At 60.4% G+C, this 24437-nt stretch carries 20 protein-coding genes and 1 pseudogene; 9 read left to right on the top strand and 12 right to left on the bottom strand.

Annotated features, from left to right (window positions below; genetic code table 11):
* The 3 genes from BUB78_RS18190 to BUB78_RS18180 form a co-directional block, all read right to left on the bottom strand.
* A partial coding sequence (locus BUB78_RS18190; RefSeq protein ID WP_073200575.1) for an Lrp/AsnC family transcriptional regulator occupies positions 1–490 on the bottom strand: 490 nt, incomplete at its 3' end.
* Between the two features lie 204 nt (positions 491–694).
* On the bottom strand, positions 695–3799 hold the full coding sequence (locus BUB78_RS18185) for an efflux RND transporter permease subunit (RefSeq protein WP_073200573.1): 3105 nt from the start codon (positions 3797–3799) through the stop codon (positions 695–697).
* Positions 3800–3823: 24 nt separating this feature from the next.
* A complete protein-coding gene (locus tag BUB78_RS18180; RefSeq protein WP_073200570.1) occupies positions 3824–4957 on the bottom strand; it encodes an efflux RND transporter periplasmic adaptor subunit in 1134 nt (377 codons plus the stop codon).
* 134 nt (positions 4958–5091) lie between these two features.
* On the opposite strand from BUB78_RS18180, the gene BUB78_RS18175 reads away from it, so the two are divergent.
* The 7 genes from BUB78_RS18175 to BUB78_RS18145 all read left to right on the top strand — a co-directional run bounded on the left by BUB78_RS18175 (position 5092) and on the right by BUB78_RS18145 (position 11884).
* The gene (locus tag BUB78_RS18175; RefSeq protein ID WP_073200568.1) at positions 5092–5760 is read left to right on the top strand and encodes a TetR/AcrR family transcriptional regulator; all 669 of its coding nucleotides are present in this window, start codon (positions 5092–5094) and stop codon (positions 5758–5760) included.
* Positions 5761–5945: 185 nt separating this feature from the next.
* Positions 5946–8825 (top strand): monovalent cation/H+ antiporter subunit A, encoded by a 2880-nt coding sequence (locus tag BUB78_RS18170; RefSeq protein ID WP_073200566.1) that lies wholly within the window; start codon positions 5946–5948, stop codon positions 8823–8825.
* Between the two features lies 1 nt (position 8826).
* Positions 8827–9180 carry a Na+/H+ antiporter subunit C gene (locus BUB78_RS18165; RefSeq protein WP_073200563.1) on the top strand — a complete coding sequence of 118 codons (354 nt, stop codon included), beginning with the start codon at positions 8827–8829 and terminating at the stop codon, positions 9178–9180.
* On the top strand, positions 9177–10709 hold the full coding sequence (locus BUB78_RS18160; RefSeq protein ID WP_073200562.1) for a monovalent cation/H+ antiporter subunit D: 1533 nt from the start codon (positions 9177–9179) through the stop codon (positions 10707–10709). Before BUB78_RS18165 ends, BUB78_RS18160 begins: the two co-directional genes overlap by 4 nt.
* Positions 10710–10722: 13 nt before the next feature.
* Positions 10723–11214, top strand: a complete 492-nt coding sequence (locus BUB78_RS18155; RefSeq protein WP_073200559.1) for a Na+/H+ antiporter subunit E — start codon at positions 10723–10725, stop codon at positions 11212–11214.
* The gene (locus BUB78_RS18150; protein WP_073200558.1) at positions 11211–11480 is read left to right on the top strand and encodes a K+/H+ antiporter subunit F; all 270 of its coding nucleotides are present in this window, start codon (positions 11211–11213) and stop codon (positions 11478–11480) included. Before BUB78_RS18155 ends, BUB78_RS18150 begins: the two co-directional genes overlap by 4 nt.
* 11 nt (positions 11481–11491) lie before the next feature.
* Positions 11492–11884 carry a Na+/H+ antiporter subunit G gene (locus tag BUB78_RS18145; protein ID WP_073200556.1) on the top strand — a complete coding sequence of 131 codons (393 nt, stop codon included), beginning with the start codon at positions 11492–11494 and terminating at the stop codon, positions 11882–11884.
* On the opposite strand, the gene BUB78_RS18140 is transcribed toward BUB78_RS18145, so the two are convergent.
* Genes BUB78_RS18140 through ugpB form a run of 4 tightly spaced genes read right to left on the bottom strand, consistent with a single transcriptional unit; the run spans position 11881 to position 16043 of the window.
* The gene (locus tag BUB78_RS18140) at positions 11881–12930 is read right to left on the bottom strand and encodes an ABC transporter ATP-binding protein (protein WP_073200554.1); all 1050 of its coding nucleotides are present in this window, start codon (positions 12928–12930) and stop codon (positions 11881–11883) included. The genes BUB78_RS18145 and BUB78_RS18140 overlap by 4 nt on opposite strands.
* 5 nt (positions 12931–12935) lie before the next feature.
* Entirely contained in the window at positions 12936–13772 is an 837-nt protein-coding gene (gene ugpE, locus BUB78_RS18135) for a sn-glycerol-3-phosphate ABC transporter permease UgpE (RefSeq protein ID WP_073200581.1), read from the bottom strand.
* 20 nt (positions 13773–13792) lie between these two features.
* Positions 13793–14674: a sn-glycerol-3-phosphate ABC transporter permease UgpA gene (gene ugpA, locus BUB78_RS18130; RefSeq protein WP_073200552.1), complete on the bottom strand. Its 882-nt coding sequence runs from the start codon at positions 14672–14674 to the stop codon at positions 13793–13795.
* A 55-nt stretch (positions 14675–14729) separates the two neighbouring features.
* A complete protein-coding gene (gene ugpB / locus BUB78_RS18125) occupies positions 14730–16043 on the bottom strand; it encodes a sn-glycerol-3-phosphate ABC transporter substrate-binding protein UgpB (RefSeq protein WP_073200579.1) in 1314 nt (437 codons plus the stop codon).
* A 166-nt stretch (positions 16044–16209) separates the two neighbouring features.
* On the opposite strand from ugpB, the gene BUB78_RS18120 reads away from it, so the two are divergent.
* Positions 16210–17112 (top strand): LysR substrate-binding domain-containing protein, encoded by a 903-nt coding sequence (locus BUB78_RS18120; protein ID WP_073200550.1) that lies wholly within the window; start codon positions 16210–16212, stop codon positions 17110–17112.
* 44 nt (positions 17113–17156) lie between these two features.
* Here the strand turns inward: BUB78_RS18120 and bhcD are convergent, their stop codons facing one another.
* The 4 genes from bhcD to bhcA form a co-directional block, all read right to left on the bottom strand.
* Complete coding sequence (gene bhcD, locus BUB78_RS18115) at positions 17157–18146, bottom strand: iminosuccinate reductase BhcD (protein ID WP_073200577.1); 990 nt, start codon at positions 18144–18146, stop codon at positions 17157–17159.
* Between the two features lie 82 nt (positions 18147–18228).
* Positions 18229–19392 carry a 3-hydroxy-D-aspartate aldolase BhcC gene (gene bhcC / locus BUB78_RS18110; protein WP_073200548.1) on the bottom strand — a complete coding sequence of 388 codons (1164 nt, stop codon included), beginning with the start codon at positions 19390–19392 and terminating at the stop codon, positions 18229–18231.
* Between the two features lie 10 nt (positions 19393–19402).
* On the bottom strand, positions 19403–20371 hold the full coding sequence (gene bhcB / locus BUB78_RS18105; protein WP_073200546.1) for a beta-hydroxyaspartate dehydratase BhcB: 969 nt from the start codon (positions 20369–20371) through the stop codon (positions 19403–19405).
* A gap of 13 nt (positions 20372–20384) precedes the next feature.
* The gene (bhcA, locus tag BUB78_RS18100; RefSeq protein ID WP_073200544.1) at positions 20385–21575 is read right to left on the bottom strand and encodes an L-aspartate--glyoxylate aminotransferase BhcA; all 1191 of its coding nucleotides are present in this window, start codon (positions 21573–21575) and stop codon (positions 20385–20387) included.
* A 203-nt stretch (positions 21576–21778) separates the two neighbouring features.
* Between bhcA and bhcR the strand changes: the two genes are divergently transcribed.
* Positions 21779–22606 carry an HTH-type transcriptional regulator BhcR gene (bhcR, locus tag BUB78_RS18095; protein ID WP_073200542.1) on the top strand — a complete coding sequence of 276 codons (828 nt, stop codon included), beginning with the start codon at positions 21779–21781 and terminating at the stop codon, positions 22604–22606.
* Positions 22607–22928: 322 nt separating this feature from the next.
* Here bhcR and BUB78_RS18090 read toward each other — a convergent pair.
* Positions 22929–23995, bottom strand: a pseudogene (locus tag BUB78_RS18090) (IS110 family RNA-guided transposase).
* Positions 23996–24437 lie beyond the last annotated feature (442 nt).

The following is a 24437-nucleotide window of genomic DNA, read 5'->3' as shown; positions in this document are numbered from 1 at the left end:
ACCTTGGCTCTTTCGCCGCCAGTTTTGCAATGTTGGGCTGGGTCAGTTTGACCCGCCGAGTCGCAAAGTAGGTCATGTAACGATCAATCCCAAGTTCGGCCGCAAGCAGGGTATCCATCAGGGATTGAAACGACGACAGGCTCGGGCTGACGATCTTCATGATGTAATCCACGCCGCCCCCGGTTGCGATGCATTCGGTGATCTCGTCCAGATTTCGGATAAACGCCTCGAAGCGGTCAAAATCCGCCTTGCGGTGGTGGGTCAGGGATGCGGTGACGATGACCTGGGTGAAATCGGCAATCTGATCAAGCGCGATTTCGGCATGATAGCCGCGGATATACCCCGCCGCCTTTAGCCGGTCCAGGCGCGCCCAACAGGGGGTGGCAGAAATATTGGCGATCTCGGCCAGCTTGGTTTTGCTCAGCTGACCGTGCTGCTGAACGGCACTAAGGATGCGAATATCCGTCGCATCAAGGCCAAACCTCTTCATTCTCTTCAAACTTTCATTGCGTCACGTCGTGACAATAGGCAAAAGCCAACGCTCTTTGCTTTGTGCAAGCAACCTTAATAGGCAATTCGTCTATCGGGAAACAATTTTACGACACCTTCTAAGACATCCGCGTCTGCAATCCCTTGCTCCGACCATCGGTGCCATCCGGATGGCACCCGCGCGCCGTTGACTGGCGCAGGGGCTTTACTCTGACCGCCTGCTGCGCCGGACAAGGCGGGTCACTGTCATAAAGAACAGCGGCACGAAGACCACCCCCAGAACCGTCGCCGAAATCGTCCCTCCAAGCACGCCCGAGCCGATGGCGTTGCGCCCGCCAGAGCCTGCGCCGGAACTAAGGACCAGTGGCAGGACCCCAAGCGAAAAGGCCATCGACGTCATGATGATCGGGCGGAATCGCTGGCGCGCGGCCTCGACCACTGCGTCGATCACACGCTCGCCCTGATCATAGCGCTCGCGGGCGAATTCGACGATCAGGATCGCGTTCTTGCCGGTCAGGCCGATCACCGTCAAAAGGCCGACCTGAAAGAACACCCCGTTGTCGAACCCGCCAAGCCAGGCCGCACTGAGCGCGCCAAGAACCCCGATCGGCATGGCCAGCATCACCGCGAAGGGCACTGACCAGCTCTCGTAAAGCGCGGCCAGTGACAGGAAAACCGCCGCAAGCGAGAGCGCATAAAGCAATGGCGCCTGGCTTCCCGAGTCGCGCTCTTCCAGCGACAAGCCGGTCCATGCGATGTCATATCCCGGCCCGAGCTGGGCCACCAACCGCTCCATTTCAGCCATGGCATCGCCGGTCGAGATGCCGGGCGCGGGCGAGCCCTGAATTTGCATCGAGGGAATACCGTTATAACGGTAGAGCCCCTGCGCGCCGTAATCCCACCGCCCTTCGGAAAAGTTAGAGAAGGGCACAAGGCCGCCGCTGGCATTGCGCACCCGCCATTTGTCGATGTCGGTGGGCGTCGCGCGGGCCTCGGCATCGCCTTGCACATAGACCCGTTTGATGCGGCCCTGATCAATAAAATCGTTCACATAACTTCCGGCCCAGGCGATCCGCAGCAACTCGCCCACAGCCGTCGGGGTAAGGCCCATCGCGCCGGCCTGCCGCCAGTCGATATCAAGGTTGAACTGCGCGGCATCCTCAAGCCCGTTGGGCCGCGCCGAGCCAATCACCGCGCTTTGCGCTGCCATGCCAAGAAGCTGATTGCGCGCGCTCAACAGGTCGTCATGGCTCTGACCGCCCCGCGCCTGAAGATAAAAGTCAAAGCCCGAGACATTGCCAAGCTCGATCACCGAGGGCGGCACCACCGGAAACACCATCGCATCGCTGATCTGGCTAAAGGCGCCAAAGGCCCTCCCCGCAAGCGCCTGCACGCTTTGGCCGGGTGCTGTGCGCTTGTCCCAATCCTTGAGCTGGACAAAGCCAAGGCCCATGTTCTGACCTCTGCCTGCAAAACTGAAGCCGACCACGCCAAAGACCGAATTCACCACGTCGCTTTCTTGCGTCAGGTAATAATCCTCGACCTGTTTGACGACCTCAAGGGTGCGTTCTGCTGTGGCACCGGTCGGGGTCTGGATCAGGGTAAAGAGAATGCCCTGATCCTCCTCGGGCAAGAACCCGGTCGGCGTGCGTACGAACAGGAACGCCATGCCGATCGCCATCGCAAGGTAAACCACGAACACCCGCACCGGGCGGCGCACGGACCAGCGCACCGTGCCGGTATAGCCATTGGTCAGCCCCGAAAACCCGGTATTAAACCAGGCAAACGGCCCGCGTTTGGGCGCGTGGTTTTTTGCCTTGAGCAACGACGCACAAAGCGCTGGCGTCAGCGTCAGGGCGACCAGAACCGACAGGGCCATGGCTGAGACGATGGTGATGGCGAACTGTTGATAGATCACCCCGGTCGAGCCGGGAAAGAACGCCATCGGCACGTAGACCGCCGACAGGACAAGCGCGATCCCGATCAGTGCGCCGCTGATCTGGCCCATGGATTTATGCGTCGCCTCGCGCGGCGAAAGGCCCTCTTCCTCCATGATGCGCTCGACGTTTTCGACCACGACGATGGCGTCATCCACCAACAGGCCAATCGCCAGCACCATCGCCAGCATGGTCAGCGTGTTGATGGTAAATCCCGCCACGGCCAGCACGCCAAAGGTGCCCAGCAAGACCACCGGCACCGCCAGCGTCGGGATAAGCGTCGCGCGCAGGTTTTGCAGGAACAAAAACATCACCAGAAACACAAGGCCGATGGCCTCGAAAAGGGTTTTGACCACTTCCTCGATGGAAATCGTCACGAATGGCGTGGTGTCATAGGGGATGACGTATTCGACGCCCTCGGGAAAGAAACGGGCGAATTCGGCCATCCGCGATTTGATCTCCTGCGCCGTGTCCAAGGCGTTTGATCCCGGCGCAAGCGTGATCGCCATCCCGGCGGCCGGATCGGTGTTGAACCGCGCCGAGGTGGCGTAATTCTCGGCCCCGATTTCAACCCGCGCCACATCATCGAGCAGGACAAGCCCGCCATCGGTTTCCGCGCGCAAAACGATCTGGCGGAAATCCTGCGGCGTGCTCAGCAGGGATTGCGCGGTGATCGTCGCGTTCAATTGCTGCCCCTCGACCGTGGGGCGCGCCCCGAAAGAGCCCGCCGAGATCTGGGCGTTTTGCGCCGATACGGCGGCGACGACATCCGAGGGCGTCAATTCAAAGGCCGCAAGCTTGGCCGGATCAAGCCAGATCCGCATGGCATATTGCCCGCCAAACACACTGACCGAGCCGACGCCCTGAACCCGGCTAAGCTCGTCCACGAGGTTGGACACGAGGTAATCCGAAAGATCGACCTGTTCGAGGGAGTTATCGGTCGAGATAAGCCCGATCACCATCAAAAACCCGGCCGAGGATTTCTCGACCGTGATGCCCTGTCGCTGCACGATCTCGGGCAAAAGCGGTGTCGCCTGGCCAAGCTTGTTCTGCACCTGGACCTGCGCGATATCGGCATCTGTGCCGGTCTCGAAGGTCAGCACGATCTCTGCGCTGCCCGACGAGGTCGAGCTTGACGAGAAATAGCGCAACCCATCAAGGCCGGTCATCTGCTGTTCGATGACCTGCGTGACCGTATTGGCGACCGTATTGGCCGAGGCACCGGGGTAATTGGCCGAAATCGTCACCGAGGGCGGCGCGATCTGCGGGTATTGCGCCACCGGCAAAAGGCGGATCGCCAGAATGCCGACCCCCATCAACAGGATTGAAATGACCCATGCAAAGACCGGGCGATCAATGAAAAAACGTGCCATGCTACGCGTCCCTCAGCCTTTGAATTATTCAGAGGGCGCGCTTGCGGCGGCGCGCTCTTGCGGGGCGACATTCGCCCCCGGCGCGGTTTTCTGAAACCCCGCCACGATGACCTTGTCACCCGCCTCAAGGCCGCTATCGACAACCCAGTCGCTTGCGCGGTCCTGCAGGATGGTGATGTCGCGGGCCTCGACCACCCCATCGCCATTGACCACCCAGGCCAAAGGACGCCCGCGCCGGTCGCGGATCACGCCCTCTTGCGGCACAAGAAAAACGTTCTCGGCCACTTCGACAGGCAGATCGACCTGCACATACATCCCCGGCAGCAAAAGCATATCGGGGTTGGAAAACTGCATCCTTAGGGTGACAACCCCGGTTTGCGGGTCAACATTCGGCTCTGCGGCCTTCAACTGGCCGGTTTCGTCGTAGATCGAGCCATCCGCCAGCTTGAGGCGCACCGTGCCATCGGCCCCGGCAAGGGCGCGCTCGGTCTCGCCGCGCCGCCACCGCAACAGATCGGCGGCAGATTGCGTTACGTCCACATAAACCGGGTCGATCTTGCGGATCACCGCCAGCGGCTCGGCCTGGCTGGCGGTCACCAATGCGCCCTGGCTTGTCTGGGACAGACCGATGCGCCCCGAAAGCCGCGCCCGGATCGTGGTGCGCGACAGCTCGATTTCGGAAGAGTTGAGCAGCGCGCGCGCAAGTTCCAGCCCGGCAGAGGCGGAATCGCGGGTTGCCGTCGCCTCGTCCAATGCCTGCTCACTGGCGACATTGCGCGCCTGAAGCTCTTGCAGGCGCACCGCCTCGCGTTCGGCGGCGCGCAACTGGGCCTCGGCCTGCGTCACGCCTGCGCGGGCCTGTCGCACGCTGGCCTCATAGGTGGCGGTGTCGATCTGATAGAGCGGCGCGTTGACCTCGACATCCGCCCCCTCCTCGAACATCCGCTCGGTGATGATGCCGTTGACCTGTGGGCGCACTTCGGCCTCGGCCGAGGCCGCAACCCGCCCCGGCAAGGTCGAGGTCAGGGTGACGCTTTGCGGCTGAACCGTCACCACGGTGACCGATGTCGGGCCCTGCGATTGCTGCGAGTGCGCCGCCATCGGGGCAAAGGCCATGCAGGCCACCAACGACACGAGACTACGCGAGACTGAAGGCATGGTGACCCCTTTCAAGATTAGCTATTGCCGCAAATGCGCTCGGGCATTTATAAAACCACTCAGTACCATAAATATGACGCGTTTTCGAAAGGCAACCCCGACCTTTGAAAAGCGCGCGAATTGGAGCGGTAAAAATGTGCCAGAACCTCGAAAATGCCGACGCAGCGGGCAAATTCAGGCGTGGACGCCCCATCACCCAAACCGCCGAGGCCCGCCGCACCGAGATATTTGCCGCCCTCGAATCGATTTACAACGACGCGGGCCTTGAGGGGGCGACCATGGCCTGTCTTGCCGCGCGCGCAGGCATGTCCAAGCGCACACTCTACTCGGTTTTCGCCAGCCGCACCGCGCTTTTGCGCGCCTATCTGCACAGGGTTGGCGATGATTTCATCCGCCCGCTTCCCGCCGAAGACCGCAGCCTGCCGATTGCCGCGCGTCTGGAGCGGTTGCTGTCACAGCGCCCGCGCCAAAAGGGTTTTGGCCTGCCGCTTGAGGTGCTGCGCCTGATCATCGCGGAAACGCCAACCGCCCCAGAGGTCGGGCGCGATCTTGTCGACAGGATTTTTGCCGTCGACCACCAGATCATCAAAGACGAACTTGACCTGGGCGTCGCGCGCGACGAGGTCAAGATCGACGATACCGCACAGGCGGCGGCGCTTTTGCTTGATATGGTGCGCCCCTGGCCGCTTGAATCGCTGCTTGATCCGGCGCGCGTGCCGACCTCGGCCCATATGGCGGCGCGGCGCACTCTGGCGATCGGGGTATTTTTGAACGGCATTGGCAAGCGACCCGAAACGCCCTGAAATGCGTCGCCAAAGGGCCGCTTTTGAAAAGCCTTCGAGAAAATCGACCGGATTCGGGTTGTAGCGCCCAAACCCCGCCGTATATTACCGATGATCGACTGAAATAGTCTGAAAAATGCGCCCGCCGACGTGGTGCTCTGACTGGCCCGGTTGACAGGGATGGACGAAACGGGGGCACGACACATATGGACACCGCCGGGAGCTTTCTGCCGATAATTGCGGCACTGCCGTTTTTGGGGGCTTTGTTTCCGGGGCTGATGATTCAGGCCGGGCGCAACACCTGCGCCGCCTTTACCGCCGCCCCGACGATCCTTGCGCTTGTGCTGCTGTTGCTCTGTGCGCCTGCGGTGATGCACGGCGAGGTGCTTCAGTTTCAGCTCCCCTGGCTGCCCAAGCTTGGCCTGAACGTCAATTTCATGCTCGACGGGCTTGGCCTTTTGTTTGCCGGGCTGATCCTTGGCATTGGCCTTTTGATTATTCTCTACGCGCGGTTCTACCTGTCGCGCGAAGACCCGATGGGTCAGTTTTACACCTACCTCCTGTTGTTCCAGGGCGCGATGGTGGGCATTGTCCTGTCTGATAACATCCTGCTTTTGCTGGTATTCTGGGAACTTACTTCGCTCTCGTCCTTCCTTTTGATCGGCTATTGGAAGCACCTGCCCGAGGGCCGTCAGGGCGCGCGCATGGCGCTGACCGTGACCGGCACCGGCGGGCTTGCGATGATCGCGGGCATGCTGATCCTCGGCAATATCGTCGGAAGCTATGACCTGAGCGTGATCCTCACCCAGAAAGAGGCCATTCAGGCCGATCCGATGTATCTTCCGGCCCTGTTGCTGATCCTCGCGGGCTGTTTCACCAAGTCGGCGCAGTTCCCGTTCCACTTCTGGCTGCCGCATGCCATGGCCGCGCCGACGCCGGTGTCGGCCTATCTGCACTCGGCCACGATGGTTAAGGCAGGGCTGTTTTTGATGGCGCGGATGTGGCCGGTTCTGGCCGGCACGCCCGAGTGGTTTTATATCGTGGCCACGACGGGCCTGATCACCATGCTTATCGGCGCCAAGATCGCCCTGTTCAAGGATGACCTCAAGGCGCTTCTGGCGTTTTCGACCGTAAGCCACCTTGGCCTGATCACCATGCTGCTTGGCTTTGGCACCAAGATGGCCGCCGTCGCGGCGGTGTTTCACATTATCAACCACGCCACTTTCAAGGCGGCGCTGTTCATGTCGGCGGGCATTGTCGATCACGAGACCCATACCCGGGACATCAAGCGCCTTGGCGGTTTGCGCCACCTGATGCCGATCACCTTTGTGATCGTCACCTTCGCGGCGCTGTCGATGGCGGGCATTCCGCTTTTGAACGGCTTCCTGTCCAAGGAAATGATGCTTGAAGAGGCCTCGCATACCGTCTGGCAGGGCAATCACTGGATCGTGCCCGCGCTTGCCACCCTGGGCGCGCTGTTCTCGGTGGCCTATTCGTTTCGCTATATCGTGCATGTGTTCTGGGGCCCGGTGCGCGACGATTACCCGTCCAAGCCGCATGATCCGGGCTTTGGCATGTGGGCGGCACCGGCCTTTCTTGTGGTGCTTGTGGTGGCCATCGGCCTTGCACCATTCCTTGCAGAGCCGCTTGTGCGCGCCAGTGCGGGGGCCGTGATTGGCGGTGCCTTGCCCGAGTTTCACCTGAAGATCTGGCATGGCATCACGCCCGCCTTGTTCATGTCCGGCGCGGCGGTTCTGGGCGGAGCGATCCTTCTGGCGCTGCATGCGCCCATGATGCGGCTTTGGCTGGCGACCCCGCGCCCCGAGGCGAAAACCATGTTTGACGCCGTCACCCGCGCCGCCACCCTTGCAAGCCGCGCCTTCACCAACGGCGTGCACAACGGCGCGCTGACGCGCAATGGCGCGACCTTTACGGTGACGGTTCTGGCGGCCGGATGGCTGGCCTGGGCGGGCGGTGAAACCCTGCCTGCCACCCGCGAGATGCTGCCGATTGCAGCGGTGCCAGCGATTGGCTGGCTGTTGCTGATCACCGCAACGATCGGGCTTGTCGCCTTCCATCGCAACCGCTTTCTGGCGCTGATGCTGATGGGGATTGTCGGGCTGATCGTGTCGCTTGGCTTTGTCTACTTCTCGGCGCCCGATCTTGCCCTGACGCAGATCTCGGTCGAGGTGGTGACGATCATCCTGTTGTTGCTGGCGCTGAACTTCATCCCGCGCACCACCCCGATTGAAAGCAGCCCCGCGCGCCGGATGCGCGATGCGATCATCGCTATTGGCGGCGGAGTTGCGGTGACCGGGTTGACCTATGCCATCCTGATCAGCGATTTCGCCTTTGAAAGCATTTCCGCCTTTCACCTTGCCAATTCCTACAAGGGCGGCGGCGGCACAAATGTGGTCAACGTGATCCTGGTGGATTTCCGGGGCTTTGATACCTACGGCGAGATCATCGTTCTGGGCATCGCGGCACTGGTGATCTATGCGCTGACCGATACCGTCCTCAAGGGGGCCGGCGGGCGTTGGCTGGCGAATTGGGACATGACCAAATACCGCGAGGCCGGTGATCGTCACCCGCTTATGATGGTGGTGGCGACGCGGGTGATGATGCCGATTGCCCTTATGGTCGGCGCGTTTATCTTCCTGCGCGGCCATAACGAGCCGGGCGGCGGGTTTATTGCCGGTCTGATCGTCGCGATTGCCTTCCTGATGCAATACATGGCCTCCGGCTTTGCCTGGGCCGAGTCGCGCCAGCGGGTAACCTATCATGCCACCATCGGTGTCGGCGTTCTGATCGCAAGCCTGACTGGCCTTGGCGCCTGGCTTGCGGGCAAGCCGTTCCTGACAAGCGCCTATGGCTATATCACGCTACCGCCGATCGAGAAATTCGAATGGGCCACCGCGATGGCCTTTGACACCGGCGTGTTCCTGACCGTGGTCGGCGCGGTGATGCTTGCGCTCAACAGCCTCTCGAGCATGGCACGTCGCACCGGTGAGACCGTCAACATCTTCCCGATGGATATCAACCCGGCCCGCGCAGACGCAGACGGCACCGACGAGGGGGGCAAGTAACATGGAAATGCTACTGGCAAGCGCAATTGGCGCGCTCAGCGCTGCGGGGATTTACCTTATGCTGCGCCTGCGCAGCTTCCCGGTGATCATCGGCATTTCACTGCTCAGCTATGCGGTGAACCTGTTCCTGTTCGCCACCGGGCGGCTGGTGATCAACGCGCCGCCCGTGCTGCGTGACGGAGTGGACACCTACACCGATCCTCTGCCGCAGGCGCTTGTGCTGACAGCGATCGTGATTTCGTTCGGGATGACGGCCGTGATCGTGATCATGGCGCTTGGCTCTTACCTGTCGTCGCGCAGCGATACGGTCAACATTACCTCGGACACCCCCGCCGAGCAGGAGGGCGAAGCATGAACCACTGGATCATCGCCCCTGTTGTTCTGCCGGCCGTGATGGCGGCGATCATCACGCTGACACTGCGGTTTCACCCCAGTTTGCAGCGGATCTTTTCGCTGGCGAGTTGTATCGCGCTTCTGGTGATTGCCCTTGGTCTGACCGTCGTTGCGGCCAGCGGCAGCATCGAGGTTTACGAGCTTGGCAACTGGCCCGCGCCCTTTGGCATCGTGCTGGTGCTGGATCGCCTCTCGGCGCTGATGGTGCTTATCACGGCGGCGCTCGCGCTTGTGGTCCTGCTCTACGCCACCGGCAGCGGCTGGGATCAGCGCGGCAACAATTTCCACGCCCTGTTCCAGTTTCAGCTGATGGGCATTTTCGGCGCTTTCCTGACCGGCGATGCCTTCAACCTCTTCGTATTCTTCGAGGTGCTGCTGATTGCCTCTTATGGTCTGATGATCCACGGCGGCGGGCGGCGGCGGTTGCGCGCAGGCGTGCAATACGTGATCTACAACCTGCTTGGCTCTACCCTGTTTCTGTTCGCGCTTGGCACGCTTTACGCGGTGACCGGCACGCTTAACATGGCTGATCTGGCCGAGCGGGCGGCGGATATTCCGGTGGGCGACAGCGGGTTGTTGCGGGTCGGCGCGGTGCTTTTGCTGCTGGTCTTTGCGATCAAGGCGGCCCTTTTGCCGCTGCATTTCTGGCTGCCGGAAACCTATGCCGAGGCCCCGGCCCCGGTGGCGGCGCTGTTCGCGATCATGACCAAGGTCGGCGCCTATGCGATCCTGCGGATGTACACGCTGGTCTTTGGGCCGGAACTTGGCGCGACGGCGGATATCATCGCGCCGCTGATCCTGTTCGCGGCGCTGGTCACGCTGGCGGTGGGGATGATCGGCATTCTGGGCGCCAAGCGGCTTGGGCGGCTGGCGGCCTTTGCGGCGATTGCCTCGATGGGGACGCTGTTGATTGCGATCTCGGGCTTTCGCCCGGACACCACGGCAGCGGCGATCTATTACATGATCCATTCCACCTTTGCCGGCGCGCTGTTGTTTCTGGTGGTCGATCTGGTGCGCGCGCAGCGCGGCGAGGTACGAGGCGCGATCACACCCGCCCCGCGCATGGCGCAGCACGGGCTGATTGCGACGCTGTTCTTCGCCTCGGCGATTGCAAGCGCCGGGATGCCGCCGCTGTCGGGCTTTATCGGCAAGCTTTTGATCCTCGACGCCACGCGCGACATGCCCGAGGTCTGGCTGATCTGGTCAGTGATCCTTGTCACCTCGCTGATCGGCATCCTTGGCTTTGCCCAGGCCGGCAGCACGGTCTTCTGGAAAACCGAAACGCCCGAGGCGCCGGCTGAAGACGCCGCAACCGCGCCCGTTGCGGCCCCGCGCCCCCCGGCCCTGCCGCTGGTGGCAAGCTTTACCCTGCTGGCGGGGATCATCGCCCTGTCGGTCTTTGCAGGCCCGGTGACCGGCTTTGTCGAGGCCACGGCGGATCAGATTCACACCCCGAGCGGCTATATCGACGCCGTTCTCGGCCAACGCTGACGGAGGGCGAACGATGCTGCGCAAGATCCTGCCCCATCCCCTGCTGACCCTGACACTTATCGTTGTCTGGCAGATGCTGGTGAACAAGCTGACGCTTGGCAACCTTCTGTTGGGCACGATCCTCGGGTTGATCATTCCGGTCATCACCTCGCCCTATTGGCCAAACCGGCCACGCCTCAGAAGCGTGCCGCGCATCATCGGCTATGTGCTTTTGGTGATCTGGGATATCATAGTCGCCAACGTGCAGGTGGCCTATATCATCCTGTTCAAGGCCAACGCCAATATCAAACCCGCCTGGATCAGCATCCCGCTTGACATTCGCACCCCTGAGGCGATCACCGTGCTGGCGGGCACCATCACCCTGACCCCCGGCACCGTCTCAAGCGATCTCTCGGCCGATGGCCGGAGCCTGTTGGTGCATTGCCTTGATGCGCCCGACCCGGATTCGGTGCGCGACGATATCAAGAACCGCTATGAACGCCGTCTGAAGGAGATTTTCGAATGATCGAATATGCCCTCCTGTTTGCCTTTTCCTGTTACGGGCTGGCCCTGTTGATGAATATCTATCGCATCATCCAGTCCCCCGGCCCCGGTGATCGCATCCTTGCGCTTGATACATTGGTGATCAACGCCATCGCGCTTTTGGCGCTGTTTGGCATCCTCGAAGGCACGACCGTCTATTTCGAGGCCTCGATGATCATCGCCATGACGGGCTTTATCTCAACCGTGTCCTTCACGCGCTTCATGCTGCGTGGCGACATTATCGAATAAGGGGCAGAGGAATGATCATAGAAACTCTGGTTTCGGCCTGTCTGATGATCAGCGGCATTTTCGGGCTGGTCGGCTCGTTCGGGCTTCTCAAGCTGCCTGACCCGATGATGCGCCTGCATGCGCCGACCAAGGCCACGACCCTTGGGGTCGGTGGCGCGCTTGTGGCCTCGATGCTCTATATGCATTTCATCAACGACACCTTTTCGTTTCACGAGCTGATGATCACGCTGTTCCTGTTCCTGACCGCGCCGGTCACCGGTAAATTCATCGCCAAGACGCATCTGCACCTGAACCATAAGGCCAGCGATCTGCCGCCCACCGGCACCGACCGGCCATGGGCGACCTATGAAAGCGATGCGATGCGTGAAAAGATCGAGGCCGAAGAGGACGCATCGGCAAGCTAACCAAGCCGCCGCCCGGTCTCTGAATCAAAGAGGTGCATGTTGCGCGCCTCTATCGTGAGGCGCAGCGCCCCCTCGCCCGCCATCACCCGATGCACGCCCGGCAGGCTAGCGGTAAAGCCCGTCCCCGAGGCCAGCTTGCCATGCAAAAGCGTGTTGGCGCCAAGCGGTTCGGCCAGCAAGACCTGCATTTCAATCGGGCCCTCGGGATCGGGCACAAGATGTTCGGGGCGCAGCCCGAGCATGACCGGCCCCTCAACCCCCGTCGGGTTGGGCAGTACCATCTCGCCCACGTGCAAGCCGCCCTCGCGCCCCTCTGCCTTGATCACGTTCATTGACGGGCTGCCGATAAACTGGGCCGCAAACAATGTCTCGGGGCGCTCGTAGACATCGAGAGGTGTGCCGATCTGTTCGGCCACGCCCGCGTTCATCACGATCATCCGGTCGGCCATTGTCATCGCCTCGACCTGATCATGGGTCACGTAAAGCGAGGTGATGCCAAGTTTCGATTGCAATTCCTTGATCTCAAGACGCATCTGCACGCGCAGCTTGGCGTCAAGGTTCGACAGCGGCTCATCAAACAGAAACACCGACGGCTCGCGCACGATGGCGCGCCCCATCGCGACGCGCTGACGCTGGCCGCCCGAAAGCTGTTTCGGCTTGCGATCAAGCAGTTCGGTCAGCTGCAACAGCCTGGCGGCCTCCGCGACCTTGGCGGCAATCTCGGGCTTGGGCAGGCCTGCGATCTTAAGGCCATAGCCCATGTTTTGCGCCACGCTCATATGCGGGTAGAGCGCGTAATTCTGAAACACCATGGCGATATCGCGATCCATTGGTTCAAGGTCATTGGCGCGCCTGCCATTGATGCGCAATTCGCCCTCGCTGATCGTCTCTAACCCCGCAACCATCCGCAAAAGCGTGGACTTGCCACAGCCCGAGGGGCCGACAATCACGACAAATTCGCCGTCCTGCACATTGACGCTGACGCCTTTGATCACCTCGGTCGTGCCAAAGCGTTTCTTGATGTTGTCGAGGTCTACAGTTGCCATGTCGCCTATTTCTCGCTGTCCACAAGCCCGCGGATAAACAGTTTCTGCATTGAAATCACCACCACCACCGGAGGCACCATCGCCAGGATTGAGGTGGCCATGATCACCGGCCAATCGGCCACATCATCGCCACTCGGGAACATCTGTTTGATGCCCATCACGATGGTGTTCATCGACGGATCGGTGGTGATCAGAAGCGGCCAGAGGTATTGGTTCCAGCCATAGATGAACAGGATCACGAAGAGCGCCGCGATGTTGGTGCGGCTCATCGGCAAGAGGATATCCCAGAAAAACCGCATCGGGCGCGCGCCATCGACCCGCGCCGCCTCGGCCAGTTCATCGGGGATGGTCAGAAAGAACTGGCGAAACAGAAAGGTCGCCGTTGCCGAGGCAATCAGCGGAAAGATCAGGCCGGAATAGCTGTTGAGCATGCCAAAGCCCGCGATCACCTGATAGGTCGGCACGATCCGCACCTCGACCGGCAACATCAGCGTCAGAAAGATCAGCCAGAAGAAGATATTGCGCCCCGGAAAGCGAAAATAGACGATGGCGAAGGCCGACAAAAGCGAGATGATAATTTTGCCCACGGCGATCCCGATGGCCATTACCATCGAATTGGCCAGCATGGTCAGCACCGGCACATTCACCCCGGAAAACAAGGCGGCGGTATAGTTTTCAACAAACCGGTCACCGGGCCAGAGCGGCATCGGCGGCTTCACGATTTCGGGCTGGGTCACGGTCGAGGCGACGAAGGCAAGCCAGATCGGAAAGAAGATCACCAGCACCCCGGCAATCATCAACAGATGCGTCAGCCAGAGGCCCATGCCGCGCCGCTCGACCATGCCTGTGATCTCGCGCGCCATCAGTAATGCACCCGCTTTTCGACAAATTTGAACTGCACCACGGTCAAGAGCCCGACAACCACCAGCAAGATCACCGATTGCGCGGCGGACGATCCGAGATCCTGACCGACGAAGCCGTCGGAAAACACCTTGTAGACAAGGATCGTCGTGGCCTGCTGCGGCCCGCCGCTGGTGATGGTGTGAATGACGCCGAAGGTCTCGAAAAACGCATAGACCACGTTGACCACCAGGAGGAAAAACGTGGTCGGCGACAGAAGCGGCAAGACGATGGTAAAGAACCGCCGCCAGAACCGCGCGCCGTCGATTGCCGCCGCCTCGATGATCGAACGCGGCACCGCCTGAAGCGCGGCAAAGAAGAACAGAAAGTTATAGCTGATCCGTCCCCAGCTGGAGGCGACGACGACCAATCCCATCGCCTCGCCCTGATTCAAGACGTGGTTCCAGTCATAGCCCAACTGCCCCAGATACCAGGCCACCACGCCGACGCGGGTGTTGAACATGAACAGCCAAAGCACCCCGGCCACCGCCGGCGCCACTGCATAGGGCCAGATCAAAAGCGTGCGGTAGACCCCGGCGGATTTCACCAGCCGGTCCGCCAGCACCGCCAGAAACAGCGCCGGCACCATCGCGGTCAGCGTGACCAGCGTCGAAAAGATCGCCGTGGTGACGAAGGCGCTTCGGTAATAGGGATCGCCCAGGAGGTATTCGAAATTGCCAAGCCCGACAAAGCGTGATGACAAGCCGAACGGGTCGGGAATGAACAGCGATTGCCACACCGCCTGCCCCGCCGGGTAAAAGAAAAACACCGCCGAGATAAATACCTGCGGCGCAATCAGGCAGAGCGGCAAAAGCCAGCCTTTGAAGGTGACGCGTTTTTCCATGATCCGCCCCTTTGATCAAACGGGCCGGGGCAATGCCCGGCCCGATCACACCCGCTTAGCGGTTGGCCTGTTCAAACCGGCGCAGCAATTGGTTGCCACGGGTTGCCGCGCTATCAAGCGCCGCCTGCGCGTCCTTGTCGCCGGACCAGACCGCCTCCAGCTCTTCGTCGATGATGCCGCGAATCTGGTCGAAAGACCCAAGGCGAAGCCCCTTGGAATTCGCCGTCGGCTGTTTCGCGGTCATCTGGATCACCGCCACATCGGTGCCGGGATTGGCCTCGTAAAACCCGTCGGCACGGGTCTTTTCGCCAGCCGCGATGGTGATCGGCAAATAACCGGTATCCTGATGCCATTTCGCCTGGATATCGACTGACGACAGGAAGTTCAAAAACGCCGCAGCGGCCTTGTATTCCTCGGCCTCATGCCCTTCCATCACCCAGAGAGAGGCCCCGCCGATGATGGTGTTTTGCGGCGCACCCGCAACCCCGTCCCAATAGGGCAAGGGGCGCACGTCAAAGTCAAACTGCGCCTCGGCCTTGATCCCGGCATATCCCGCCGAGCTTTCGGTAAAGAGCGCGCATTCCCCGGCGCGGAAATTGGCGCCGCCCTCGTTGCGCCGCCCGGCATAGATGAATTTGCCCTCGTTGGCCCATTCGCCCATCTGTGCGATATGCTGCACCTGAAGCGGGCCGTTGAGGCCCAGCTCGGTATCAAGCCCGGCAAACCCGTTATCCTTGGTGGCAAAGGGCACGTCATGATAGGCCGAGAGGTTTTCAAGGTGAATCCAGCTCTGCCAGGCGGTCGTCAGTGGGCAGTCGTGGCCTGCCTCCTTGAGCTTGTCGAGGGTCGCATCCACGCTCTGCCAGGTAGAAAGATCGGTGTCGGGGTCGATCCCCGCCCCGCTCAGCGCGTCGCGATTGACCCAGAGAACCGGCGTCGACGAGTTGAACGGCAGCGACAGCATTTGCCCGTCGGTCGAGGTGTAATAGCCTTTGACCGAGCCGATATAGGCATCCGGGTCAAAATCGGCCCCGGCATCGGCCATCACCTCATACACCGGCTTGATCGCGCCCTTGGCCGACATCATCGTGGCGGTGCCAACCTCGAAGACCATCAGGATTTGCGGCTGTTCGCCCGCCCGGAACGCGGCAATGCCGGCGTTCAGGGTTTCGGAATAATTTCCCTTGTGGGTGGCCGTCACGTGATAGTCGCTCTGGCCGCTGTTGAATGTCTCGACCTGCGCCGCGACCAATTCGCCAAGGCGACCGGTAAAGGCGTGCCAGAATTGAATATCGGTTTGCGCCGTGGCCGCCATCGGCGACAGCATCGTGGTTCCGGCGAGCAATGCGCCAAAGGCAGTCTTGTGCATGTCTTCCTCCCAGGTGACAGGGCGGACCGCGCTGAGCCGTCCACCGCGATGTTCGAACAGGGCACACGCTACACGGAAACCCGCATAACGCAATGCCACTATTCTTTGCCTATTTATAATATCACATTATTGTCATATACTGGTCAGACTCAGGAAAGCCCCGACAATGTCCACCCGCCTGCGTCTGCGACAGCTGGAAGCGCTTGAATGCGTTGCCGAAACCGGGTCGATGACCCGCGCCGCAGAGGTCTTGGGTATCTCGCAGCCCGCCGTCAGCCGCCTTTTGTCCGATCTGGCCAGCGAGGTCGGCTTTCAGCTTTTTGACCGGCGCGACGGGCGTCTTGCCCCGACACAAGAGGCGCAGGTCCTGCTCCCGGATATCCACCGCCTGTTGGAAATGCTCGATCACATCGGCGAGGTCAGCCGTAATCTCACCGTCCGAAAGGCGGGGCATCTTCGTATTGCCTGTCTGCCGGGATTTGCCACAAGCCACCTGCCCGAGGTCTTGGCGCACTTCCTGTCGGACCGCCCCGGCGTCACCGCCACGATAGAGCCTGACCGCCCCGAACGCATTCTGGAATGGATCGTCGGCGAGCAATACGACTTTGCCATCACCGACAATTTCGACAATCACCCGGCGGTCACCAGCCAGACCATCAACATCCGCTCGGTCTGTATCATGCCCGAGGATCATCCGCTTGCGGCGCGCGACGTGATCACCCCCGCCGATCTTGCAGACGAGAAGATGATCCACACTCACCGCGACTCGGGCTTTTACCGAGAGCTGAACGAGGCATTTCTGTCAAAAGGGGTCGAGATGAATTCGATCATCGAGGCGCGCCAGTTCACCGCCGCCTGCGAATTGGTCCTGCGCCGCGTCGGCCTGTCGGTTATTAGCGAGCTGGATGCGGTCGGCTATGTGGGGCGCGGTCTGGCGTTTCGCGCCTTTGCGCCCAGCGTTCCGCACCGTCTTGCGCTTGTGCGCCCGGTGAACAAACATCCTTCGATGATCACGCTGGAATTCATGGAAATCTTCCGCGATAGCCTGCGCGCCTTCGAAGCCATCTAGCCGCAGGAGGGCAAGGGGCGGCGCACCGCCCCTGACCGTTATCTTTAAAGGGCGACGGGCGTCACCAGCCCCTGTTCGCGCGCAAGCCGTGCCGCAACCGAGGCCACCGCCAGATCCTGAAGCCCGACGCCGGTGCCGTCAAAAAGCGTGATCTCTTCGGCGCTGCTGCGGCCCGGATGGGTGCCATTGATCACCTCGCCAATCGCCGTCAGGTTACCCTCGCCGATTAACCCGCTGGCCACCGCATGCTGGGCCTCGCCAATGGTGATGGATTGCGCGATCTCATCGGCAAAAACCGTGGCAGATTTGAACAGCGCCGGATCAACCTCTTGCTTGCCTTTGGTATCGGTGCCCATGCAGGCGATATGCGTGCCCGGCTTGATCCAATCGGCCATGATCAGCGGTTCGAAGGCGCTGGTGATGGTGATGATCACATCGGCCTGCGCGCCAAGTTCCTCGGGCGTGACCGCCTCGAAGGCGAGGCCAAGCTCTTCGGCCACCGCCGCCAGACGCGGCAGCATGTCGGGATGCGGGTTCCAGGCGACGACACGCTCGAAATCGCGCTGCTCCACGGCGGCGCGCAACTGAAAGGTCGATTGATGACCGGCACCGACCATGCCAAGCACCTTTGCATCCTTGCGCGCCAGATGGGCGATCGAGACCGCAGACGAGGCCGCCGTGCGCAGCGCCGTCAGGTAATTACCGCCGACAAGCGCCGTCAACCGCCCGGTATCGGGATCAAACAGGCAAACCGTCGATTGGTGATTGGTCAGCCCTTTGGCCATATTGCCCGGCCAATAGCCCCCCGCCTTGACGCCAAGCACCATGCCCGCGCGATCAAAGCCCGACTTGAAGCCGTAAAGCGCATCGGCATGACCAATCGCCTCGCGGACCACCGGAAAGTTATAGGCATCGCCGCGCGCCATCGCGCCGAACACGGCCTCGACGGCCGAAAAGGCATCGGGACGGCGAATGACCTTTTCGCAAATCTCTTCGCTGACAATCAGCAACCCGTCATCGGTATTGGCGCTCATCTGGTTCATCTCCAACAGTATTCAGGTTTGAAAGAGGCGGCCCACACCAAGCGGGCCGCCCTTGTTGTCCGGGGTCGAGGTCTTAGTAGGCCTTGCCGCGCGCCGAGACCGGCCAGAGGGTTTCGACCTTGCCATTCCGCACACCGACATACCAGTCGTGCACGTTGCAGGTCGGATCGCAGTGACCCGGCACCAGCTTGAGCTTGTCATTGACCTTGAGCACGCCCTTGGGGTCGGCGACAACGCCATGCTCGTCAGAGCATTTGACATATTCCACGTCCGTCCGGCCATAGATCGTCGGCAGGCCACTATCGACCGATTGTGCCTTGAGACCGGCATCGACAATCGCCTTGTCGGGTTTGGCATGGCTCATGACAGAGGTCAGGATGAACAGTGCATTTTCCCATTCGCCTTGGTCAATGCGGTTACCGTCCTTATCGAGGATACGACCGTAATCGGCATCCATGAAGGCGTAAGAGCCGCACTGAAGTTCGTTGAACACGCCCGAAGCCGATTCAAAGTAATAAGACCCGGTGCCGCCGCCGCCAACGATATCGCTTTCGATACCTTCGGCCTTAAGAAGGTCAAGCGTATCAGACACTTGCTGAATGGCGATATCGGTCTTGGCCTTGCGATCCTCATAGCTGTCCATGTGCTGCATCGCGCCCTGATAGGCCTGAATGCCGGCATATTTCAGGCCCGGCGCGGCCTCGATCGCCTTGGCGAGATCGACCACGGGCTGACCGAATTGCACGCCGCAACGCCCGGCGCCCACGTCGATTTCAACAAGGCATTCGATCTGCGTGCCATGCTTTTGCGCGGCGGCCGAGAGGTCGGCGACATTGTTGATATCATCAACACAGCAAATCGTGCGCGCGCCCAGCTTGGGCATGCGGGCAAGGCGGTCGATCTTTTCGGGCTGCGTCACCTGGTTGGAAACCAGCACATCCTTGATACCGCCACGGGCAAAAACCTCGGCCTCTGACACCTTCTGGCAGCAGACGCCGCAAGATCCGCCAAGGCGCTCTTGCAACAGGGCGACATCGACCGATTTGTGCATCTTGCCATGAACCCGGTGGCGCATGCCGTGGGATTTGGCGAAATCGCCCATTTTCTTGATATTGCGCTCAAGCGCGTCCAGATCCAGCACAAGGCAGGGCGTCTGGATATCGGCCTCGTCCATGCCCGGAAGGGCGGGCACGTCAAAGCCGACTTCGAGATCGTCAAATGTTACAGGCTTGTTCATTTCAGTATCCTCACTTGATCCAGGGAAGCGTGTCGAGATCGACATTGCCACCGGTGATAATCACGCCGACGCGTTTGCCGGCAAAGGTCTCGCGGTTCTTCAGGATCGTGGCCAGCGGCACGGCGCAGCTTGCCTCGATCACGATTTTCATGCGCTGCCAGGTCAGCTTCATCGCGTCGATGATTTCCTGCTCGCTGGCGGTCAGGATATCGGTCACGTTATGCGACACGAAATGCCAGGTGTTCTCCTTGAGCGGCACCTTGAGCCCATCCGCCACCGTCACCGGCGCGTCATCGGCGATGATGTGACCGGCCTTGAAGCTGCGATAAGCGTCATCGGCCTGTTCCGGCTCTGCGGCGTAAATCTTGACGCCCGGCGCAAGGTTGCTGAGCGTCAGGCAAGTGCCCGACACCATGCCACCGCCGCCAATCGGCGCGATCACGGCGTCAAGCCCCTCGGTCTGTTCCAGAAGCTCCGCCGAACAGGTTGCCTGCCCCGCGATCACCCGCACGTCGTTATAGGGATGCACAAATTCGGCCCCGGTTTCGGCCTGAACCCGGGCAAACACCTCTTCGCGGCTTGTGGTCGAAGGCTCGCATTCGGTGATGATGCCGCCATAGCCACGCACGGCGGCCTTTTTGGCCTCAGGCGCGGTGCGCGGCATGACCACATGGCACGGAATGCCACGGCGCCCGGCGGCATAGCTCAGGCTAAGCGCGTGATTGCCGGAACTGTGGGTTGCGACGCCGCGCTTGGCCATCTCGTCACTAAGACCAAAGACCGCGTTCGAGGCACCGCGCACCTTGAACGCGCCGGCCTTTTGAAAGTTCTCGCATTTAAAGAACAGTTCTGCCCCGGTCAGATCATTGAGATAAGACGAGGTCAGAACCGGCGTGCGATGGATATAGGGCGCGATGCGCTCGCGCGCCGCCAGCATGTCGTCAATCGTAAGCTGGCTTGCCGTTTTCATGTCAAGCATTGCTCTCTCTCCTTCAGGCAGCTTTGGCCAGGGCGGGTTTAGTGGTGGCGCGATAATATTCCTGCGCCGCAACAACGCCACTGCCCAATTTAATGGGATAATCAAGATCGGCCATCGCCATTTCGATCGTGGCAAGACCCGACAGGACCATCGTGTCGGTCAGGCTTCCGAGATGGCCGATCCGAAACGCCCGGCCGTTCATTTCGCCCATGCCGATGCCAAAGCTGACACCATAGGTGGCAAAAACATGCTCGATCAGGGCGTTGCTGTCAAAGCCTTCGGGCACGAACACCGCGCTGACCGTATCAGAATAAAGGTCCGGGCTTTGCGCCACAAGTTTGAGCCCCCAGGCGTCAACCGCGCGGCGCACCCCGGTCGCAAGCCGGTGATGGCGGGCATAGACATTATCAAGCCCTTCCTCGAACAGCATCTTGAGGCTTTCGGCCATGCCATAGATCAATTGCAACGGCGGCGTATAGGGATATCCGCCCGCCGCATTGGCGCCCATCATGTCGCGGAAATCAAAAAAGGTGCGCGGCAGTTTGGCGGTCTCCATCGCGGCAATCGCCTTGGGGCTGACCGCAAGGATCGCCATGCCGGTCGCCAGCATGAAGCCCTTTTGCGAGCCGGACACGGCGATATCAACGCCCCAGCCATCCATCCGGAAATCCATCGAGCCAAGCGAGCTGACGCAATCGACGAACATCATCGCCGGGTGGTTGGCGGTGTTCATTGCCCGGCGGACGGCGGCGATATCGGACTTCACCCCGGTTGCGGTCTCATTATGCGTGACCAGAACCGCCTTGATGGTGTGATCGGTATCGGCGCTCAGCGCCTCTTGAAACTTGTCTGCAGGCGCACCGCTGCCCCAGGGGCATTCGATGATCTGCACGTCAAGACCGTGACGCTGGCACATATCAATCCAGCGGTGGCTGAACATGCCATAGCGCGCCACAAGAACCTTGTCGCCGGGGCTGAGCGTGTTGGAAATCGCCGCCTCCCAGCCGCCGGTGCCGCTGGCGGGGAAGGTGATGATGGTTCCATTGGCCGTTCCGAAGACCGTTTTACAGCCCTCAAGAACCGGGGTCAGTGTTTCAACAAACGCGGGCGAGCGGTGGTCCTGGGTCTGAACCTGCATCGCGCGACGCAGCCGGTCGGGCATGTTGGTGGGGCCCGGAATAAAGACTGGATTTTGATCTGACATAGCCGTGATCCTTTTTGGTTATGCTCTGATACTGGCGCAGGAAACGATTCTATGCAATTTTCTTGAAAGCATTTTTCAATTATAAAATAAAATACGTAAATTACTGTTTTTGTATTGTTTTTCTTTTTTCATATTCACCCTTTCATTATTAATGAAAATAATTTTTAATTGCATGCAAATGTCCACCGAAAGGAAACTGCGCCGTGACACCCCCCAAACGCGGCCGTGGCCGCCCCAAATCCCAGTTCAGCGAAAGCTCTGCCGGGACCATGCAATCGCTGGATCGCGCGCTGAGCGTCCTGGTGGCCGTTGCGCGCGAGGATCGCGCGACGCTCACTGATCTGTCGCTGGCGCTTGGCATCCCGACCGCGACCACGCACCGGATTCTGACCACTCTGCAAAAACGCGACTTCGTGCGCTTTGACGACGAGCGTCAGGACTGGAGCATCGGGATCGAGGCCTATCGCACCGGGGTTGCCTTTCTCAAGCGCACGAACCTGTCGGATGTCGGGCGCCCGGTCATGCGCCGCCTGATGGAACAGACCGGCGAAACCGCCAACCTTGCGGTGCGCGACGGCGCCGAGGTGGTGTTCATCGGCCAGGTTGAAACCCAAAACCCGATCCGCGCGTTCTTTCCGCCCGGATCGCGCACACCGATGCATGCCTCCGGCACCGGCAAGGCGATTTTGGCCGCCCTGCCCGAGGACAGGCTTTTGACCGTGCTCAAGGGCGCGGGCCTGAAAGAGTTCACCGAGCACACCCATGTCACGCCCAAGGCGTTGTTTGCAGATCTGGAAAAAACCCGCGCGCGCGGCTGGTCGTTTGATCGAAACGAGCGCTATGATGGCATGTCCTGCATCGGCAGCGCGATCTTCAACGACCGGGGCGAACCTTGCGCGGGAGTGTCGATCTCTGGCCCCAGCAGCCGCTTTTCCGACGCCCAGATTGCCGAGTTCGGCGCGGCGGTGGCGCAGGCCGCGGCAGAGATCACCCACCTGATCGCCGGACAATTGGTTGAGGTGAAAGCCTAGGCTCTGGGCCTATAAAGCCAAAACCTTCTGACTTGCGGCAAAGCGGACCTCGGTGCGCTACGCAGCGAGCAGCGGTATCGAGCCCAATGTATGTACCGGCTGCTGTTCGCAAGTGAGATATTGGCGTGGCTAGCGGTAGTCGCTGATATGTATCCGGCCTGTTTATCGGCTCGCGGGCCGTGGCCATTGTGGGTTATGCACGCGCCTTGATCTCATTAGTGACCAGGTCGATCATGACCATCTGGGCTCTCAGATTCTGGGGGCGTATTGTCTCCGTTCCAAGCTGTTCTCCTTCGCGAACGTCTTTGTGACCTCGGGCGCGTCAGATTGCGTCCAAAGCCTCATCTCCAACAACCGTGTATTTCTTGCCATGGCGTAGAACGCTCCAGGCAGTGCGTGCCAGCTTGTTGGCCAGCGCAACAGCGGCTTTACTGTGCGGCATTCGGCTCACAACCCCGCGCAGCCACGAGCCAAGCCCGATCGCATCCCAGGGTGCGGTCGCATCAGAATGACGTTTGCGGCTTGCACCAAGAGCATCCTTAGATAGTTGTTGCCGCGCTTGCTGATCCGACCAAGGATGGTACGCCCACCCGTGCTGAACTGACGTGGAACGAGGCCGAGCCAAGCGGCAAAGTCTCGGCCTCTGTCAAACACCTCGCCTTTGCCAATGGCAGCTACAATAGCCGTCGAGATAAGCGGGCCGATCCCAGGAACAGTCATGACCTTGGCACTGTTTTCCTCTGTTCGGCTGATTTCCTCGATCTCCGACGAGATCGATTTGATCCTTTCATCGACCCAAAGCCAGTCGCCATATAGCCCAAGGAGCGTGCGGCGCATTCGCGGGGAGATTTCGGCGCGGCGGTTTTCTAAGATGGTCTCAAACGAGCTCTGCAATCTGTGCCGTCCCGCCCGCACTGTAATGCCTTGCTCAATCAGGAACGCACGGATTTGATTGATGATGGCGGTGCGGCGTGCCACCAGCCGCGAACGAACCCGATGCATCGCCTGCAGGTCCAACTGATCCTGGCTTTTTTCGGTAACCGTCCGCAGGTTTGGGCGCATAGCCGCTTCCGCGATTGCTTCGGCATCGTTGTAATCGTTCTTTTGACCCTTATTGAAAGGCTTCACATAGATCGCAGGAATGATCCGGGGCTCAAAACCGAGCGCACGCAGCATGCGGCTGACAAAGTGCGCGCTCATGCAGGCTTCCATGCCGACGACGCAACGCGGCAATTCCTCAAAGACTGACTTCAACGACAAGCGTTTGATCTTCTTACGCAAGACGCGCTCACCCGATTGATCAAAGCCAACCAAATGGAATGTGTCTTTGCCGATATCGACGCCAATGACTGCGATTTCGCCGATATCTTCTGGTTTTTTGGATTTCATAGCTACTTCTCCTGTTTGCAGAAATAGGCAAAGCCTAACCTGCTGGGTGAAGCAGCCGGTACATCCCATTAGTTACCGATGCTGCACGCCGCTCGAATGACCGCTTTCCAACGATTGCATCCGCCGGATTGATTGGGCCCTTCTGAATTGTCGCTCGAAATGAAGAACGCGGTCCTTCGCGACTAAAACTACCCAACGAATGTCTACATGATAGCTTCTGATGTTGAATGTCACTCACAACTGACCCGCTTTGGTCCTGTGTGGATGGCTCCTTTTTTGCAAGTACCTTTTTTTGTGGATGGGGTCTTGTCAGAAGCAGTCTTGTGTTCGACCTGTTAGCGCGACGCACATGGCGGCTGGCCCAGATGGTTTCCACCAGCCAGGTCCCATTCCGCACATCGAACAGCAAGCGTTCAGGGCAAAGCACGGGGCGTCTTGGTTT

Origin of the sequence: Roseovarius marisflavi, from assembly GCF_900142625.1 — a bacterium.
GTDB classification, from domain to species: domain Bacteria; phylum Pseudomonadota; class Alphaproteobacteria; order Rhodobacterales; family Rhodobacteraceae; genus Roseovarius; species Roseovarius marisflavi.
Note: the sequence above shows the minus strand (reverse complement) of the source record. Positions and strands in the feature narration are given on the sequence as shown.